Source organism: Moheibacter sediminis (assembly GCF_900176425.1).
In the GTDB taxonomy this organism is placed as follows: domain Bacteria; phylum Bacteroidota; class Bacteroidia; order Flavobacteriales; family Weeksellaceae; genus Moheibacter; species Moheibacter sediminis.
Genome location: NZ_FWXS01000003.1, coordinates 195,907 through 211,083 on the forward strand (window position 1 = coordinate 195,907; position 15,177 = coordinate 211,083).

General features: G+C 37.1%; 16 protein-coding genes. 9 read left to right on the forward strand and 7 right to left on the reverse strand.

What is annotated here, in order from left to right; all coding sequences use genetic code 11:
* Positions 1–5: 5 nt before the first annotated feature.
* Positions 6–965, reverse strand: a complete 960-nt coding sequence (gene queG, locus B8977_RS05990) for a tRNA epoxyqueuosine(34) reductase QueG (protein ID WP_084016776.1) — start codon at positions 963–965, stop codon at positions 6–8.
* 81 nt (positions 966–1,046) lie between these two features.
* On the opposite strand from queG, the gene B8977_RS05995 reads away from it, so the two are divergent.
* Entirely contained in the window at positions 1,047–1,484 is a 438-nt protein-coding gene (locus tag B8977_RS05995; protein ID WP_159447457.1) for a lipocalin-like domain-containing protein, read from the forward strand.
* A gap of 52 nt (positions 1,485–1,536) precedes the next feature.
* Here the strand turns inward: B8977_RS05995 and B8977_RS06000 are convergent, their stop codons facing one another.
* Positions 1,537–3,369 carry an ABC transporter ATP-binding protein gene (locus B8977_RS06000; RefSeq protein ID WP_084016778.1) on the reverse strand — a complete coding sequence of 611 codons (1,833 nt, stop codon included), beginning with the start codon at positions 3,367–3,369 and terminating at the stop codon, positions 1,537–1,539.
* Between the two features lie 104 nt (positions 3,370–3,473).
* On the opposite strand from B8977_RS06000, the gene B8977_RS06005 reads away from it, so the two are divergent.
* Both B8977_RS06005 and purE read left to right on the forward strand, forming a co-directional pair.
* Complete coding sequence (locus B8977_RS06005; protein ID WP_084016779.1) at positions 3,474–4,601, forward strand: 5-(carboxyamino)imidazole ribonucleotide synthase; 1,128 nt, start codon at positions 3,474–3,476, stop codon at positions 4,599–4,601.
* Positions 4,602–4,618: 17 nt separating this feature from the next.
* A complete protein-coding gene (purE, locus tag B8977_RS06010) occupies positions 4,619–5,119 on the forward strand; it encodes a 5-(carboxyamino)imidazole ribonucleotide mutase (RefSeq protein ID WP_084016780.1) in 501 nt (166 codons plus the stop codon).
* Positions 5,120–5,148: 29 nt separating this feature from the next.
* Here purE and mazG read toward each other — a convergent pair whose 3' ends face one another.
* The 4 genes from mazG to ruvX form a co-directional block, all read right to left on the reverse strand.
* The gene (mazG, locus tag B8977_RS06015) at positions 5,149–5,916 is read right to left on the reverse strand and encodes a nucleoside triphosphate pyrophosphohydrolase (protein ID WP_084016781.1); all 768 of its coding nucleotides are present in this window, start codon (positions 5,914–5,916) and stop codon (positions 5,149–5,151) included.
* 95 nt (positions 5,917–6,011) lie between these two features.
* Complete coding sequence (locus tag B8977_RS06020; RefSeq protein WP_084016782.1) at positions 6,012–6,542, reverse strand: DUF5606 family protein; 531 nt, start codon at positions 6,540–6,542, stop codon at positions 6,012–6,014.
* Between the two features lie 18 nt (positions 6,543–6,560).
* Positions 6,561–7,133, reverse strand: a complete 573-nt coding sequence (gene def, locus B8977_RS06025; RefSeq protein WP_084016783.1) for a peptide deformylase — start codon at positions 7,131–7,133, stop codon at positions 6,561–6,563.
* A gap of 123 nt (positions 7,134–7,256) precedes the next feature.
* On the reverse strand, positions 7,257–7,667 hold the full coding sequence (gene ruvX, locus B8977_RS06030) for a Holliday junction resolvase RuvX (RefSeq protein WP_084016784.1): 411 nt from the start codon (positions 7,665–7,667) through the stop codon (positions 7,257–7,259).
* Between the two features lie 199 nt (positions 7,668–7,866).
* Between ruvX and B8977_RS06035 the strand changes: the two genes are divergently transcribed.
* The 5 genes from B8977_RS06035 to aqpZ are packed head-to-tail and all read left to right on the forward strand — an operon-like array spanning position 7,867 to position 13,182.
* On the forward strand, positions 7,867–8,682 hold the full coding sequence (locus tag B8977_RS06035; protein ID WP_084016785.1) for a 2,3,4,5-tetrahydropyridine-2,6-dicarboxylate N-succinyltransferase: 816 nt from the start codon (positions 7,867–7,869) through the stop codon (positions 8,680–8,682).
* Between the two features lie 9 nt (positions 8,683–8,691).
* Positions 8,692–10,563, forward strand: coding sequence for a glycosyltransferase (locus B8977_RS06040; RefSeq protein ID WP_084016786.1), 1,872 nt, complete (start codon positions 8,692–8,694; stop codon positions 10,561–10,563).
* Between the two features lie 54 nt (positions 10,564–10,617).
* Positions 10,618–11,496: an ACP S-malonyltransferase gene (fabD, locus tag B8977_RS06045; RefSeq protein WP_084016787.1), complete on the forward strand. Its 879-nt coding sequence runs from the start codon at positions 10,618–10,620 to the stop codon at positions 11,494–11,496.
* Positions 11,497–11,510: 14 nt separating this feature from the next.
* Positions 11,511–12,434, forward strand: coding sequence for a GYDIA family GHMP kinase (locus B8977_RS06050; RefSeq protein ID WP_084016788.1), 924 nt, complete (start codon positions 11,511–11,513; stop codon positions 12,432–12,434).
* Between the two features lie 40 nt (positions 12,435–12,474).
* The gene (aqpZ, locus tag B8977_RS06055; RefSeq protein WP_084016789.1) at positions 12,475–13,182 is read left to right on the forward strand and encodes an aquaporin Z; all 708 of its coding nucleotides are present in this window, start codon (positions 12,475–12,477) and stop codon (positions 13,180–13,182) included.
* 58 nt (positions 13,183–13,240) lie between these two features.
* On the opposite strand, the gene B8977_RS06060 is transcribed toward aqpZ, so the two are convergent.
* A complete protein-coding gene (locus tag B8977_RS06060) occupies positions 13,241–14,131 on the reverse strand; it encodes a TIGR01777 family oxidoreductase (protein WP_084016790.1) in 891 nt (296 codons plus the stop codon).
* A gap of 36 nt (positions 14,132–14,167) precedes the next feature.
* On the opposite strand from B8977_RS06060, the gene B8977_RS06065 reads away from it, so the two are divergent.
* The gene (locus B8977_RS06065) at positions 14,168–15,034 is read left to right on the forward strand and encodes an ion transporter (protein WP_245828460.1); all 867 of its coding nucleotides are present in this window, start codon (positions 14,168–14,170) and stop codon (positions 15,032–15,034) included.
* Positions 15,035–15,177 lie beyond the last annotated feature (143 nt).

Here is a 15,177-nt window from a genome sequence, read left to right on the forward strand (position 1 = left end):
AAGAATTAATTAGGTTTTATAAAATCGATATTGCGTTTGATTCCTTCAAATTTAGTTCTTTTTACAGGAGACTTTGCAAAAATTTTTCTGAAAACATCTTCTGTTATGTCTTCCCATTCTGATTTTGAATAATTTAGTAATTCTTCATTTGGGTTAAATTTTTCTTCGCGATGCGGCAATGAAAACCGATTCCAAGGGCAAACGTCCTGGCAAACATCACATCCAAAAATCCAATCGCCAAATTTGCCGGACATTTCCGATGGAATTTCTTCCTTCAATTCAATTGTAAAATAAGAAATGCATTTGCTTCCATCGACAGTTTTGTTCGGTAAAATTGCTTCAGTAGGGCATGAGTCGATGCATTTTGTACAGCTGCCGCAATGATCAGTTTGAATGGGAGAATCATATTCCAAATCCAAATCGAGAATCAATTCAGCTAAAAAGAAAAAAGAACCTTTCTGTTTGGAAAGTGTAAGTGAATTTTTTCCGACCCAGCCAATTCCGGATTTTTTTGCCCAAGCGTGTTCCAAAATAGGTGCGGAATCTACGAAAGCGCGCCCATTGACTTCACCGATTTCTTCTTGTATGAAATTTAAAAGTTCTTTTAATTTATCTTTTACAACAAAATGATAATCGGTTCCGTAAGCATATTTGGCAATTTTGTAAGAATGATTTTCCTGAATCTTTTCCGGAAAATAGTTATAAGTAAGAGAGACTACAGATTTTGCACCATCCACCAGCAATCTCGGGTCAAGCCGCATGTCAAAATGATTTTCCATGTAAGACATTTTACCGTGCATTCCTTTGTGCAGCCAGCTTTCTAGGTGTTTAGCTTCTTCTTCCAGAAATTCAGCTTTGGCTATGCCACAACTTCCGAAACCCAGTTCCAGAGCGCGTTGTTTTATGAGATTACTTTTTTTTAGTAAGCTGTTAGGATTCGCCGTGTTTCTTGTTAAAAATTCCACAAATGATTCATAAATAAAATCATTTCAAAAATAAGCATTAAAATCGGCACGTTATATTAAGGTTAAATTAAAATGATTTATATGAAAAAATTAATGTTTGTTGTTCCTGTTTTATTGATGGGATTGTTTTCAATGTCATGTAGCAACGATGACGAAGGTGGAAATAATAACAACGTGGATGTAATTGTGGGCGCATGGAAAATTTCAAGTATTATTGTTGATGATACCGACATCTATCCGATTTTAGTGTTTCAGGGAGTTTGTGAAATTGAGACTGTCTCTCATTTCTACAATGACTATTCTGTAGTAAATAAAACTTTCCAGGAAAATGCGGAAGGAGATTGCGAAGCCGGCCCTGACGATAATGGAACCTGGTCCAGGGAAGGAAATGTTTATACGATTACTATCAATCAAACGCCAACTTCCGCAGAATTGAATTTCTCAGATAATAACAATAAGTTCACGACAGAACAACAATTTGAGGGTCAGACTGCGAGGGTTACATTTAGCAGGCAATAATTATTGTCCATAGTTTAAATTTGTTCCTGTCATTTCTCATGACAGGAATTTTTTATTCTACATTCTGAAGTTGAATCAGATTTGCATAATTTCCTTTTTTCTCTAAAAGTTCATTATGGTTACCCGATTCTATGATTTTTCCATCTTCCAAAACGATAATTCTGTCCGCATTCATAATGGTCGAAAGCCTATGCGCAATGACCAAAGAAGTCCGGTTTTGCATCATTTTGCTCAATGCATCCTGAACTAATTTTTCCGATTGGGTGTCGAGTGCTGAAGTTGCTTCATCCAAAACCATAATAGGTGGGTTTTTGTAAACTGCACGCGCAATGCTCAAACGTTGTTTTTGTCCACCGGAGAGTTTTCCACCGCTTTCACCGACGCTTTCATTGTATTGTTCCGGAAGTTTCAAGATAAATTCTTCTGCATTGGCAATCATCGCTGCATTTTTTACATTTTCCATCGACGGGTTTTCATCACCGAGCGCAATATTATTAAACACAGAATCATTGAACAAAATGCTGTCCTGTGTTACCAGTCCAAAAAGTTGTCTGTATTCTTTCAATTTAATGTCGCGGACATTTACGCCATCAATTAAAATTTCGCCTTCAGAAACATCATAAAATCTCGTAATCAAATTGGCTAAAGTAGATTTTCCGCTTCCGGAATGCCCCACCAGAGCAATAGTTTCTCCTTTTTTAATGGTCAAATTGAAATCTTTGATAATCGTTTTTTCTGCATATCCGAAATTTACATTTCTAAATTCAATTTGATTTTTAAATTCCTGAAAATTAATCGAATCAGGTTTGTCCTGAATTGAAACTTCGGTATCCAACACTTCGAAAATTCTTTGTGCCGAAACTTGTCCTTTCTGTATATCGGAAAGCGAACGGGAAAATCTTTTTATCGGATCTAATAAAGTGTAAAAGGTTGCTATATAAAATATGAATTCTGAACCTTTCAGCCCATTTCCTTCTAAACTTAATTTTCCTCCAAAAAATACAATCATCCCAATGGTAATTGCCCCTAAAAATTCACTTGTGGGCGATGCCAGCGCACGCTTTTTCATTACTTTTTGAAGTAATTTTCGGAAGTAATTGATGGAGTTGTCAAATCGTTTTTTGATTTGATTTTCAGCATTGAATATTTTAATTATTTTGAGAGAATTCAAAGTTTCATCTACATAAGACATGATATTTCCCAATTCAATTTGGGCTTTTCCTGCATCACGCTTTAAACTTTTTCCAATGATCGAAATAATTGTTCCCATAATTGGGAAGACCAATAAAGCAAATAAAGTCAATTGGTAACTGATCATAAAAAGTGTAAAAACACAAACGATGATCACAATCGGACTGCGTATAATTTCAACCAAACCATTTAAAATATTCCCTTCGACTTCCCCCACATCACTGGAAATGCGAACAAGCATATCGCCTCTTTTCTTTTCGGTAAAATAAGAAACAGGCAGTGTCAAAATCTTATTGTGAATATCAACACGAAAATCCTTTGAAACACCTGAACGCAAATCAATTAGAAAAAATTCAGACAGATAACTGAAAATATTTCTAAAAAAAAACAGTGTGATAAATCCTATGCAAGAAATAAGCAAAACCTGTAAAGGACCGCTTTGTATAGCGATTTCGTTCATGTAGTACGCAGAATAATCTGAAGCGAAATCTTTCAAATCCATTAAATCTCCGGAAAAAATCGGTTTTGCGATTATATCCTTTTTTTCTTCATCAAATAAAATATTTAAAGTTGGCATCACAAATGCCAATGCCAAAACATTGAAAATTGCATACATGAAATTGCATGCAATGGCAATGGCAAAGGAAGAACGATAAGGTTTTGTATATTGAATTGCTCTTTTAAACAAGCTCATTAAATCTCAAAATTTAAGCAAAGGTAACAAAACGAATTTCGAAATTCGAATTTCGAAGTGCGTAAATCTTGAAAGTTTAAACATTAAGAATTAACTTCGCAAACATGATTAAGATTGGAATTTTAGGCGGCGGACAGTTAGGATATATGTTTTTGCAAAATGCGATGCAATATCCGGCAGAAATTCACATTTTAGATCCTTCTGAACATGCACCTTGCGCCAAACATGCGCATCATTTTGTACAGGGAGATTTTGTAGATTATCAAACTGTAATTGATTTTGGTAAAGAACTGGATGCAATCGGAATCGAAATCGAGCATGTCAATGTGGAAGCTCTGCGTCATTTGAAATCACTTGGAAAAAGAATTGTTCCGGATCCGGAAGCATTGGCAATCATTCAGGACAAATCTGTTCAGAAGAAATTTTACATAGACAATGAAATCCCAACAGCACCTTATTTCGAATTGGAAGATTGGAAGGAATTGATTTGTGTCGTAACTGAATTTCCACTTTTTCAGAAAGCAAACAAAGGTGGTTATGACGGAAAGGGGGTACAGTTTTTACCATCTAGAAATGAAATCGAAAAAATTCTCAGAGTGCCATCCATTTATGAAACGCCTGCAGATTTAGACAAAGAAATTGCAGTGGTAGTCATAGCTGACGGAAAAGGAAATTTTGTAAATTATCCTGTTGTGGAATTGGTTTTCAACCAAGAATACAATTTGTTGGATTATTTGTTGATGCCATCAAGTTTGGATTTAATTAAAGCAAAAGAAGCAGAAAAAATTGCGCTACAAGTCGTGAAAGCATTGAATTCTCCCGGCGTTTTTGCTGTAGAAATGTTTTTGAATAAAGATGGTTCGATTTGGGTAAATGAAACAGCGAGTCGTGTTCACAACAGCGGACATTCTACCATAGAGGCTGCCTATAGTTCGCAATTTGACCAAATGCTGCGGACTTTGATGGATTTACCATTGGGAAGCACCAATTTATTTTCTACTTCGGCGATGGTGAATTTGATCGGAGCAGAAAATGAATCAGGGAAAGCACAGATTGAAAATTTGGATGAGATTTTAAAGATTCCAGGCGTTTACCTGCATTGGTACGCCAAACAAGAAACACGTCCCGGTAGAAAAATGGGGCACATCACGTTGATCGGAAATGATTTGGAAGAATTAAAATCAAACATCGAAAAAGTAAATAAAACCGTTCAAGTAACAGCAGAACGTTGAACTTAAAATAAAATATTATGGTAGGAATCATCATGGGAAGCGACAGCGATTTACCGATTATGAAACAAGCAGGGGAGATTTTAAGCGAGTTAGGAGTTGAATTTGAATTGACAATCGTGTCTGCCCACCGTACACCGGAACGTATGTTTGATTATGCGAAATCAGCAAAAGAAAGAGGTTTGAAAATAATAATAGCAGGAGCGGGTGGCGCAGCGCATTTGCCGGGAATGGTAGCCTCGCTGACTACTTTGCCGGTAATTGGGGTTCCCATTAAATCTTCCAATTCTGTGGATGGGTGGGATTCTATTTTGTCAATTTTACAAATGCCCAATGGAATTCCTGTTGCAACTGTAGCTTTGAACGGTGCTAAAAATGCAGGATTGTTGGCTGCACGAATGATTGGAAGCTTTGATGAAAAAATTTCTTCGAATTTGACTAAGTATCATATCAAAATGAAAGGAGAGGTAGAAGCTAAAATCCAAAAAGTGAAAGGAGAATTTAGAAATGAATTTGATTAATTCAGAATAAATATTTTTGAATTATAATTCTACCTTATCTTTTTTGCTTCTTCCCAAAGTTTATCCTGCTCTGCCAAAGTCAGCTCAGCAATGTTTTTTCCTTGCGCCTGCGCAAGCATTTCGACTTGTTGGAACCGCAAAATGAACTTTTTGTTCGTCCTTTCCAACGCATCTTCAGGATTGATTCCCGTGAAACGCGCATAATTGATCAGAGAAAACAACACATCTCCAAACTCCAATTCCCGTTTTTCAACATCGGTTTCAGCTTTGAACTCCTCGATTTCCTCCACAACTTTCGCCCAGGTATCCTCTGAATTCTCAAATTCAAAACCCACTCCTTTCACTTTGTCTTGGATTCTATGCGCCTTTACCATCGCGGGCAAAGACTTGGGAACGCCCTCCAGCACAGATTTTTTACCCTCTTTTAGTTTCAGTTTCTCCCAGTTTCTTTTTACCTCTTCCTCATCGGCAACTATTACGTCACCGTAAATATGCGGGTGACGGTAAATCAATTTTTCACTGATGCCGTTGAGCACATCAGCCACATCAAAATCATCGGTTTCAGAAGCAATTTTCGAATAAAAAATCAAATGAAGGAACAAGTCACCCAGTTCCTTCTTGATTTCTTGTTTATCATCTTCCAGAATCGCGTCAGAAAGTTCATACATTTCCTCAATCGTCAAGTAACGAAGCGACTCCAGCGTTTGCTTTTTATCCCACGGGCATTTCTCACGCAAGTCATCCATGATGTCGAGCAAACGGTTAAATGCTTTGAGTTGTTCATCCCGTGAATTCACAATATTAAGTTTTGAATTTTAAATGAGTTTAAGAATCATTCAAAATTGACTTCGTCGAATCTTCGATTTCAACATTTATAATTTAAAATAATTACTTAGTCTTCTTTCTTCTTCGCAGCCGCTTTCTTAGGAGCTTTCTTTTCAGCCGCTTCTTCTTTATCCGCTTTAGGAGCAGCAGCCTTTTTAGTTTTCTTTGGTTTTTCTTCAGTTTTAGCTTCAGCAGGTGCTTCCTCAGTTTCTGGAGCTGGCGTTACCAAACCTTTCGCTTGCAAAATGTTGTACCATTGAAACAATTTTTTCAAATCTGAATCATAAACTCTTGATTCGTCATATTCAGGCAGAACTTCCTCGATGTATTTTCTCAAGTTTGCACCTGATTCCTTGTGTGAAATGGCTGTTCCGCCATTTTCTTTATTGAAAATTCTTGTAAAAACTTCTTTTAAAGGAAATTCATCAGAAACACCATAAATCGCAACATTCTCCAACAAACTCACGTTGTTGTGTGCAGAAATAGAAGTCTTTTTTCCTTTATCCAAATCCTCTACGATGAAACTTCCTTTAGCCTGAGAAACCAGTTTAAACAATCCCGGTTTTCCTGAAATTGAAATAATTTTAGTTAAATCCATAATCTTTCTTTTCTAAATTTAATTGGGAAACTGCATCTTGTAATCTGCCTTCACATTCCCTTTTGAAATATTTTTTAATTTATTTTGAACTAATTTTTTCTTGAATGCGGACAAATAATCCGTAAACAAAATGCCTTCGATATGGTCGTATTCATGCTGAATAACGCGGGCACGAATATCGGAAATTTCTTCTTTCTGCAAATTCCAATTTTCATCATAGTATTCAATCACGATTGTTTCTGGTCTGGAAACGTCTTCGCGAACACCAGGAATGCTCAGACAACCTTCGTTAAACTTCCATTCTTCACCTTTTTTTTCAATAATTTTCGGGTTGATGAATACTTTTTTGAACGATTTCAGTTCTTCGCTGATCTCTTCGTAAGCATCATCTTCCGCAAACGGAGTCAAATCAATCACAAACAAACGAATCGCCAAACCGATTTGCGGTGCAGCCAATCCGACGCCATATGCATCATACATCGTTTCAAACATATTGGCAATCAGCTGACTCAGGTTTTTATAATCCTTGTCAATGTCCGTTGCGGTCTGTCTTAAAACCGGATCGCCAAATGCACGAATAGGTAAAATCATTGTTATTTTTTATAAATAGGTTGCAAAGATAAAATTAAGTACAAAGTAAAAAGTAGAAAGTAAAAAGAATTTAATAAATATATTGTTAATGCGAACTTCGAATTTCGAGGCTCGAATTTAAAATCATCTATTTTCCATGTAAGATTGCAAAATAATTGTTGCACTCACTTTGTCTATCAGAGATTTATCTTGTCTTGTCTTTTTTTTCGCGCCACTCATAAATATCGCTTGTGAAGCCATTTTGGAAGTAAAAGCTTCGTCTTGTCTTTTGATGGGTAACTGCGGAAATTTCGCCATCACTCTATGGATGAATTTCTGGATTTCAGTTTCCAATTGCCCGACTTCGCCATGCATCCGCATCGGCAGACCCACGACCATTTCGCCTACATTGTTTTCAGGAATGTATTTCGTCAGGAACTCTATTAATTTTGAAGTTTCGATAGTGTCGAGCGCAGTAGCGATGATTTGCATTTCGTCAGTGACGGCAATTCCCGTGCGTTTCATTCCGAAATCGATAGCGATGATTCTTGGCATGATGCAAAGGTAGATTTAATTTGAAAATGAACCAATCTTAAGATTTGAAAATGAATTTTATGATTTAATTAAATGAACTTCGCAAAACGCATTTCGCATTTCGCTTTAAAAATGTAGTTTTGTACCAACACACGAAAATTTAGATTTCTGGTTTTGGATTTAATTCTAAAATTTGAAATCTAAAATTATAATTTAAAATATGGTAAATCTTAAACAAATAATAGAGCAGGCTTGGGACAACCGAGAAATGTTGAAAGAAGAAGGAGTCCAAAGAGCCATCAGAGAAGTAATTGATTTGTTGGACGAAGGGAAACTCCGGGTTGCCGAACCCAAAAACGGTGGTTGGCAAGTCAATGAATGGGTGAAAAAAGCAGTTGTTTTGTATTTTCCCATCCAAAAAATGGAAACCCTTGAAGTCGGCATTTTTGAATTCCACGATAAAATTCCCTTAAAAAGAAATTACGCTGAAAAAGGAGTTCGAGTTGTTCCTCATGCAATTGCACGTCACGGCGCTTATGTTTCGTCGGGTGTGATTTTGATGCCTTCTTATGTAAACATCGGTGCTTATGTAGATGAAGGAACGATGGTCGATACTTGGGCGACTGTTGGTAGTTGTGCACAAATCGGTAAAAATGTTCACTTAAGTGGCGGAGTTGGAATTGGTGGTGTTTTAGAACCTTTACAGGCTGCACCTGTAATCATCGAAGACAATGCTTTCATCGGCTCACGTTGTATCGTAGTTGAAGGGGTGAGAATAGGGAAGGAAGCAGTTTTGGGCGCAAATGTTGTTTTGACTGCTTCAACTAAAATCATAGATGTTACAGGAGAAACGCCGATTGAAATAAAAGGTGAAGTTCCGCCGCGATCGGTTGTGATTCCGGGAAGTTATACTAAAAAATTCCCTGCGGGCGAATTTCAAGTTCCTTGTGCATTGATCATTGGGACAAGAAAAGAAAGTACAGACAAAAAGACTTCACTCAATGATGCTTTGAGAGAACACAATGTTGCAGTTTAAATTTTTGTCTTGAAAAAAGCCCTGATCATACAAAATAAATACATCGGAGATGTGTTGACTTCTTCCGTCATTGCAGAAAATCTGAAACAGATTTATGCTGAGGTCGATGTGCATTTTTTCTGTTATGAACCTGCATCTGCAGTTTTGGAAAACAATCCTTTTATTGATAAAATCATTACATTCAAGGAGAAAAATTTAAAAAAGATTTCCGTTTTAAATAATTACGCAAACAAAATCCATGACGAAAAATATGATATCGTCATCGATCCATATGCTAAATTGCAAAGCCGTTTCATTTCACTAAAATCAGGTGCAAAAAGGAGAATCAGTTATGACAAACCCTTCTTCAAACATATTTATACAGATGTGATAGAAAAGGCTGAAATTCCTTCAAAAGAAACCGCCTGTACTGCAATCGATAACCGTGTTTCATTGGTTACACCATTGATGATTAAACCAATTCCATATGCACTTCACCCTAAAATTTATCTGACTGAACAAGAAATTCAGGAAGGAAAAGAAATTTTGGAAAATGCAGGATTGGATGCCTCAAGAAAAACCTTGATGATTGGAATTTTGGGAAGCGGAAAAGATAAATCATGGCCGATTGAATATATGATCCAATTGATTGGGCACATCCAGAAATATTATAATTTCAATATTTTATTCAATTACATTCCCAGTCAGCAACCTGTTGTAGATGAAATCATGAATGGATTGAATTCAACTGATAAAATTTACCTGGAGGTAATGGGCAAAAATGTCAGGGAATTCCTCAAAATTCTCCATCATTGTGATGCTTTTATTGGAAATGAAGGAGGTGCTGTGAATATGTCCAAAGCCTTGAATGTACCAACTTTCAGCATTTATTCACCCCATAAATTCCCTTCGGATTGGGGTTGTTTTGAGGATGGAATCCATCATGTGAGTGTACATTTTCAGGATTTAGATAAACAAACTGTGAATAAACTCACAGAGAAACAATTGTTTAATCAGACTACTAAACTTTATAAAAAATTGAAACTTGATTATGTAAGGACTGAGGCAGATAAATTTTTGCAAAATAATTTCGGGGCAGTTGAATTGCCTGAAAAATATGTAGAAACCATGCCTAAAATTTCCGCATTATTGATTACTTATAACGAGGAAAGAAACATAGAGAAATTTTTGGAGGAAGCTTGGTATGCTGACGAAATCATCATCGTCGATTCCGAAAGTACCGACCGTACAGCAGAAATAGCCAAAAAACATCCCAAAGTGGTTTTCATGACACGTAAATTTGACCATTTCACAGCGCAGAAAAATTTTGCAATCGAACAGGCAAACCATGAATGGGTTACTTTTTTTGATGCAGATGAAAGGATTCCCAAAGCGCTTATCCATGAAATGATGGATGAAATAGAAAAGGACAGAGCCGACGCTTTTTTTGTGTATCGCCGATTTTATTTCATGGACAAATATATCAAACGTTCCGGATGGCAAAATGACAAAGCCATTCGTTTGTTTAAAAAATCTAAAAACAAATATGGCGAAGGCAGAATGGTGCACGAACTCATTGACAGCAAAGGAACGGTACGTTTTCTGAAGAATAAATTAGATCATTATTCCTATTTTTCAGTTGAGGAATATGACCGAAAATTGACTCAATATTCAATTCTAAGAGCCAAAGAATTATTTGCGAAAAGACTAAAACCAACTGTTTTCCATTTTTGGGTAAAACCTTGGTTCAGATTTGTACATCATTACATTCTTCGATTAGGGATTTTAGACGGCGGAGAGGGTTACATCATTTCAAAACTGCATGCACATTCAGTTTTCAAACGCTATTTATTCCTATCGAAAATGTGGGAAAATGAAAAACAGTCAAAAAATAATGGTTAAATTTAATTTTTCTTAGATTTAATTCTAAACAACACCAAACATAAATATTTACAGATGAAAGCATACGTATTTCCAGGGCAAGGAGCACAATTTACCGGAATGGGTAAAAATCTATATGAAAATTCAACATTGGCAAAAGAATTATTTGACAGAGCCGATGCACAATTGGGTTTTTCAATTTCTAAAATTATGTTCGAAGGTTCAGCCGATGAATTAAAACAAACCAAAGTAACCCAACCAGCGGTTTTTTTACATTCTGTAATTTTGGCGCAGACATTAGAAAACTTTGTTCCGGATATGGTTGCCGGACATTCCTTGGGAGAAATTTCAGCTTTGGTAGCAAACCAAACTTTGACTTTTGAAGCAGGATTGAGCTTGGTTTACAAACGTGCTTTGGCGATGCAGAAAGCTTGTGAAATGAATCCTTCCACGATGGCCGCGATTCTTGGTCTGGAAGATGCAATTGTTGAGCAAATCTGTGCTGAAACAGAAGGGATTGTAGTTGCTGCAAATTACAATTGTCCCGGGCAATTGGTGATTTCAGGAGAAATTCCTGCGGTAGAATTGGCTTGTGAAAAACTCAAAGAAGCCGGTGCAAAACGTGCTTTGATTTTGCCTGTGGGCGGTGCTTTTCACTCGCCTTTGATGAAACCGGCTGAGGTGGAATTGGCAGAAGCGATTCACCAGACCGAATTCAAAAATCCAATTTGTCCGGTTTACCAAAATGTGACGACTACGGCGGTAACAAATCCTGATGAAATTAAAGAAAATTTAATCAAACAATTGACGGCACCCGTAAAATGGACACAATCCGTTCAAAATATGGTTAAAGACGGCGCTACGGAATTCATCGAAGTAGGACCGGGAAATACACTTCAAGGCTTGGTCAGGAAAATCAGTTCTGAAGTTTCCACAAGTTCTGCGGCTTCGTAATTAAATTTGAAACTTTGAACTCATTTCGAGCCAACGGAAAATTATATATAGCTGGAGAATACACAGTTCTTGACGGTGGACTTTCCTTTGCAATTCCTACAAAATTGGGACAAATTCTAGAAGTTGATTATTTGGAAGAATCAGAAAATCCAACTTTGATTTGGGAAGCCTTTTTGGAAGATGGTTCGCTATGGTTTTCGGCTGAATTTGAGCTGAAAACATTAGGAATTTTAAATGCTTCTGAAGAAAAACTAACCCAAAAATTAAAAGAATTATTTCGGGCAATCGAAAAATTAAATCCAAATTTTTTCAAAAAACAAACCCAAAATATTCATTGCAAAACCCAATTGGAATTTAAGAAAGAATGGGGATTGGGCAGCAGTTCGACTTTGATTTATTTATTGGCGAAATTTTCCGGTGTTGATGAATTTGAATTGTCAGACTTAACTTTCAAAACAAGCGGTTACGATGTTGCTTGCGCAAGTCAGAATTCTTCAATTTATTATCAGATTTTAGATAATCAACGAAGGATTGAACCTGTAGAATTCAATCCTGATTTTCTCGACAAACTTCATTTTGTTTATTTAAACCAAAAACAAGACACGCAAATCGGCGTTTCAAAACAATACAAATCAAAACCTAAAAATCAACAACTTGTTGATGCAATCTCAATTCTTACTCAAAAAATTGTAGAATCCGATTCTCTTTGTGAATTTGAATCTTACATCGATCAGCATGAAAATTTACTTTCACAACACATGGAAGTTCCGAAAGCAAAGGATTTATATTTTTCAGATTATTCCGGCAGCGTCAAGAGTTTAGGTGCTTGGGGCGGCGATTTCGTAATGGTGACTGAGCGGGAAAATTATAAAGAATATTTCCAATCAAGAGGTTACAACACAATTTTTTCTTACAAAGAAATTATGATTCAAAAATAATTTCTACATTTATCGTCCAACTAATTTAAATTTTTTAATAATGAAAAAGTATTTTGCTGAGTTCTTCGGAACTTTTTGGCTGGTATTTGGCGGTTGCGGTAGTGCCGTATTTGCCGCAGGAATTCCGGAAATCGGAATCGGTCTTTTAGGTGTTTCTCTTGCTTTTGGTTTGACAGTTTTGACGATGGCGTACGCTGTGGGTCACATTTCCGGTGGTCATTTCAATCCCGCAGTTTCTTTTGGTTTGTTTGCGGGCGGCAGATTTTCTGCCCAAGAATTGGCACCTTACATCATTTCGCAGGTTTTGGGAGCGACATCATCGGCATTTATCTTATACGCCATTTTGAGTGGCGCAGGCGCATTTTCTGCGGAAGGAGCAGGGGCATTTGCCACGAATTTTTATGAAATGCCGGGCTATGGAGGCAGAAGTTACAGCATGATTGCTGCATTTTTGACGGAATTTGTGTTGACTGCATTTTTCTTGATTGTGATTTTGGGAGCGACGGACAAATTTGCAAATGGACAATTTGCGGGAATCGCTATTGGATTGGCTTTGACGCTGATTCACTTAATTTCAATTCCGATTACGAACACTTCTGTAAATCCTGCGCGTTCGACTTCTCAAGCGATTTTTGTTGGCGGTGAAGCTTTGAAGCAGCTCTGGTTGTTTTGGGCAGCGCCGATTGCGGGTGCAATTGTGGGTGGATTAATTTATAAATTTTTATTGCAAAAAGATTCTGAGCAGTAAAAAGTTCAGACATACATGAGGGTGAAGCCGCCGCGAATGATATTTTCGGTGGCTTTTTTTATTGGATTAAATTTTTCAATGCTGAATTCAATTCAGGAAATTGAAACTTGAATCGTGAATTTTGGATTTTTTCCGGAGAAACTGCGCTTCCTTTCAAAACAATTGAAGACATTTCCCCTAAAATTATTTTCAAAATAAAAGAAGGAACATCCGGTAAAAATGCTGATTTGCTCATCGTTTTGGCAAGTGTTTTTGTGAATTGAGAATTGTTTACGATTTCAGGTGCGCAGGCATTGAATGCGCCATTTAAATTTTCATTTTCTAAAATATGGATATAAATTCCAACCAAATCATCGATGTGTATCCAAGGCACAATTTGTTTTCCGGAACCCAACGGCGAAGCTAAATTTAATTTGGTCAAAGGCATTAATTTTTTTAGCATTCCATCCTTATCAGATAAAACTGCGGCTGTACGGACTGTGGCTACACGTGTCCCAAGTGATTCAAATTTGAAGGCAGCATTTTCCCAATCCAAACAAAGATTCCCTAAGAAATCATTTCCATTTGGCTCATTTTCTGAGAAAATTTTATCAGTTGTAAATGTTCCGTAATAATTTGCTCCGGAAGAAGTGATGAATGTTTTGAGGTCGGGAGCGTATTTTTTTGTGTTTTCAAACAGTAATTCAGCCGTTTTGATTCGGCTGTCGTACAATTCTTTTTTGTACTCCTTTGTCCACTTTTCAGAAATGGGAGCACCGGCTAGGTGTATGATGGTATTTAAGTTTTCAAATGCTTTTGGGTCGACGTAATTTTCCTGAAGATTCCAGTAAAATAAATCTTTTTCTTTTTTTCGTGATAAACTTCTGACGGTATAATTTTTAGCTTCCAAAGCCGCTTTTAATTTCTTTCCAACCAAACCGGTTGCGCCACTAATTAATACTGTCTTCATAGAAAATTGTGTAAATTCGTTTTACAAATCTACGATATGAATATTGAAGATAAACTGATTTTTCCCCGTATGGAGAAATCAAAACAAAACCATCTTAAAGAAAAAATTTTCGAAATCATTTTCGAAGCCGATACGCCTTTGGGTAAGCTGTTTGATGTGATGCTGCTGATAACGATTTTGTTCAGTGTCGCATTGGTAATGCTGGAATCCGTACCATCCATAAATGCGAAATACCATACGATATTGGTTGTCCTGGAATGGGTTGTAACCATTTTATTCACGATTGAATACGCGCTTCGTTTGTATTGCGTAAGAAAGCCATGGCGGTATTTTTTTAGTTTTTATGGAATCATTGACTTACTGAGCATTTTACCTACTTATTTGGGAATTATGTATCCGTCGACGAAATATTTATCGAGCATCCGAATTCTGAGGTTGTTCAGGATTTTCAGGATTTTTGGACTGACGCAGTTCATGCGTGGCGGAAGTATGCTTTTGATTGCGCTTCGCCAAAGCCGTGCGAAAATCATCGTTTTTCTTTCATTTATTATCTTGATTGTAGTGGTGATTGGTTCCATCATGTTCGTGGTGGAAAGCGAGCATCCGGAGTCGGGATTTACGAGCATCCCGACGAGTATTTATTGGGCGGTGGTTACGTTGACGACCGTGGGTTATGGGGACATCGCACCTTCAACGGCTTTGGGGAAATTCCTTGCCTCGGTAGTGATGATCATCGGTTATGGTGTGATTGCAGTACCGACGGGAATTGTTTCGTCGGAATTGAGCCGTTCCAAAACTCCTGAACCTCCTAAAAATACACAGGTTTGTCCGCATTGTCACGATAGTTATCATCTCGACAAAGCTGTTTTCTGCAAGACTTGTGGGACGAAGTTGAATTCATAAAATTGCTAGATACAGGATGTTTTTATATTTATAACTCGTATTTAAATGATCTGCGTGATTACGCGAGGGATAGCAGCGGAAACCCCACAGCGAGGAAGGAGCGAGGAGTTGCAGCGGATAGCCCGACCCCGACGGCTACAATT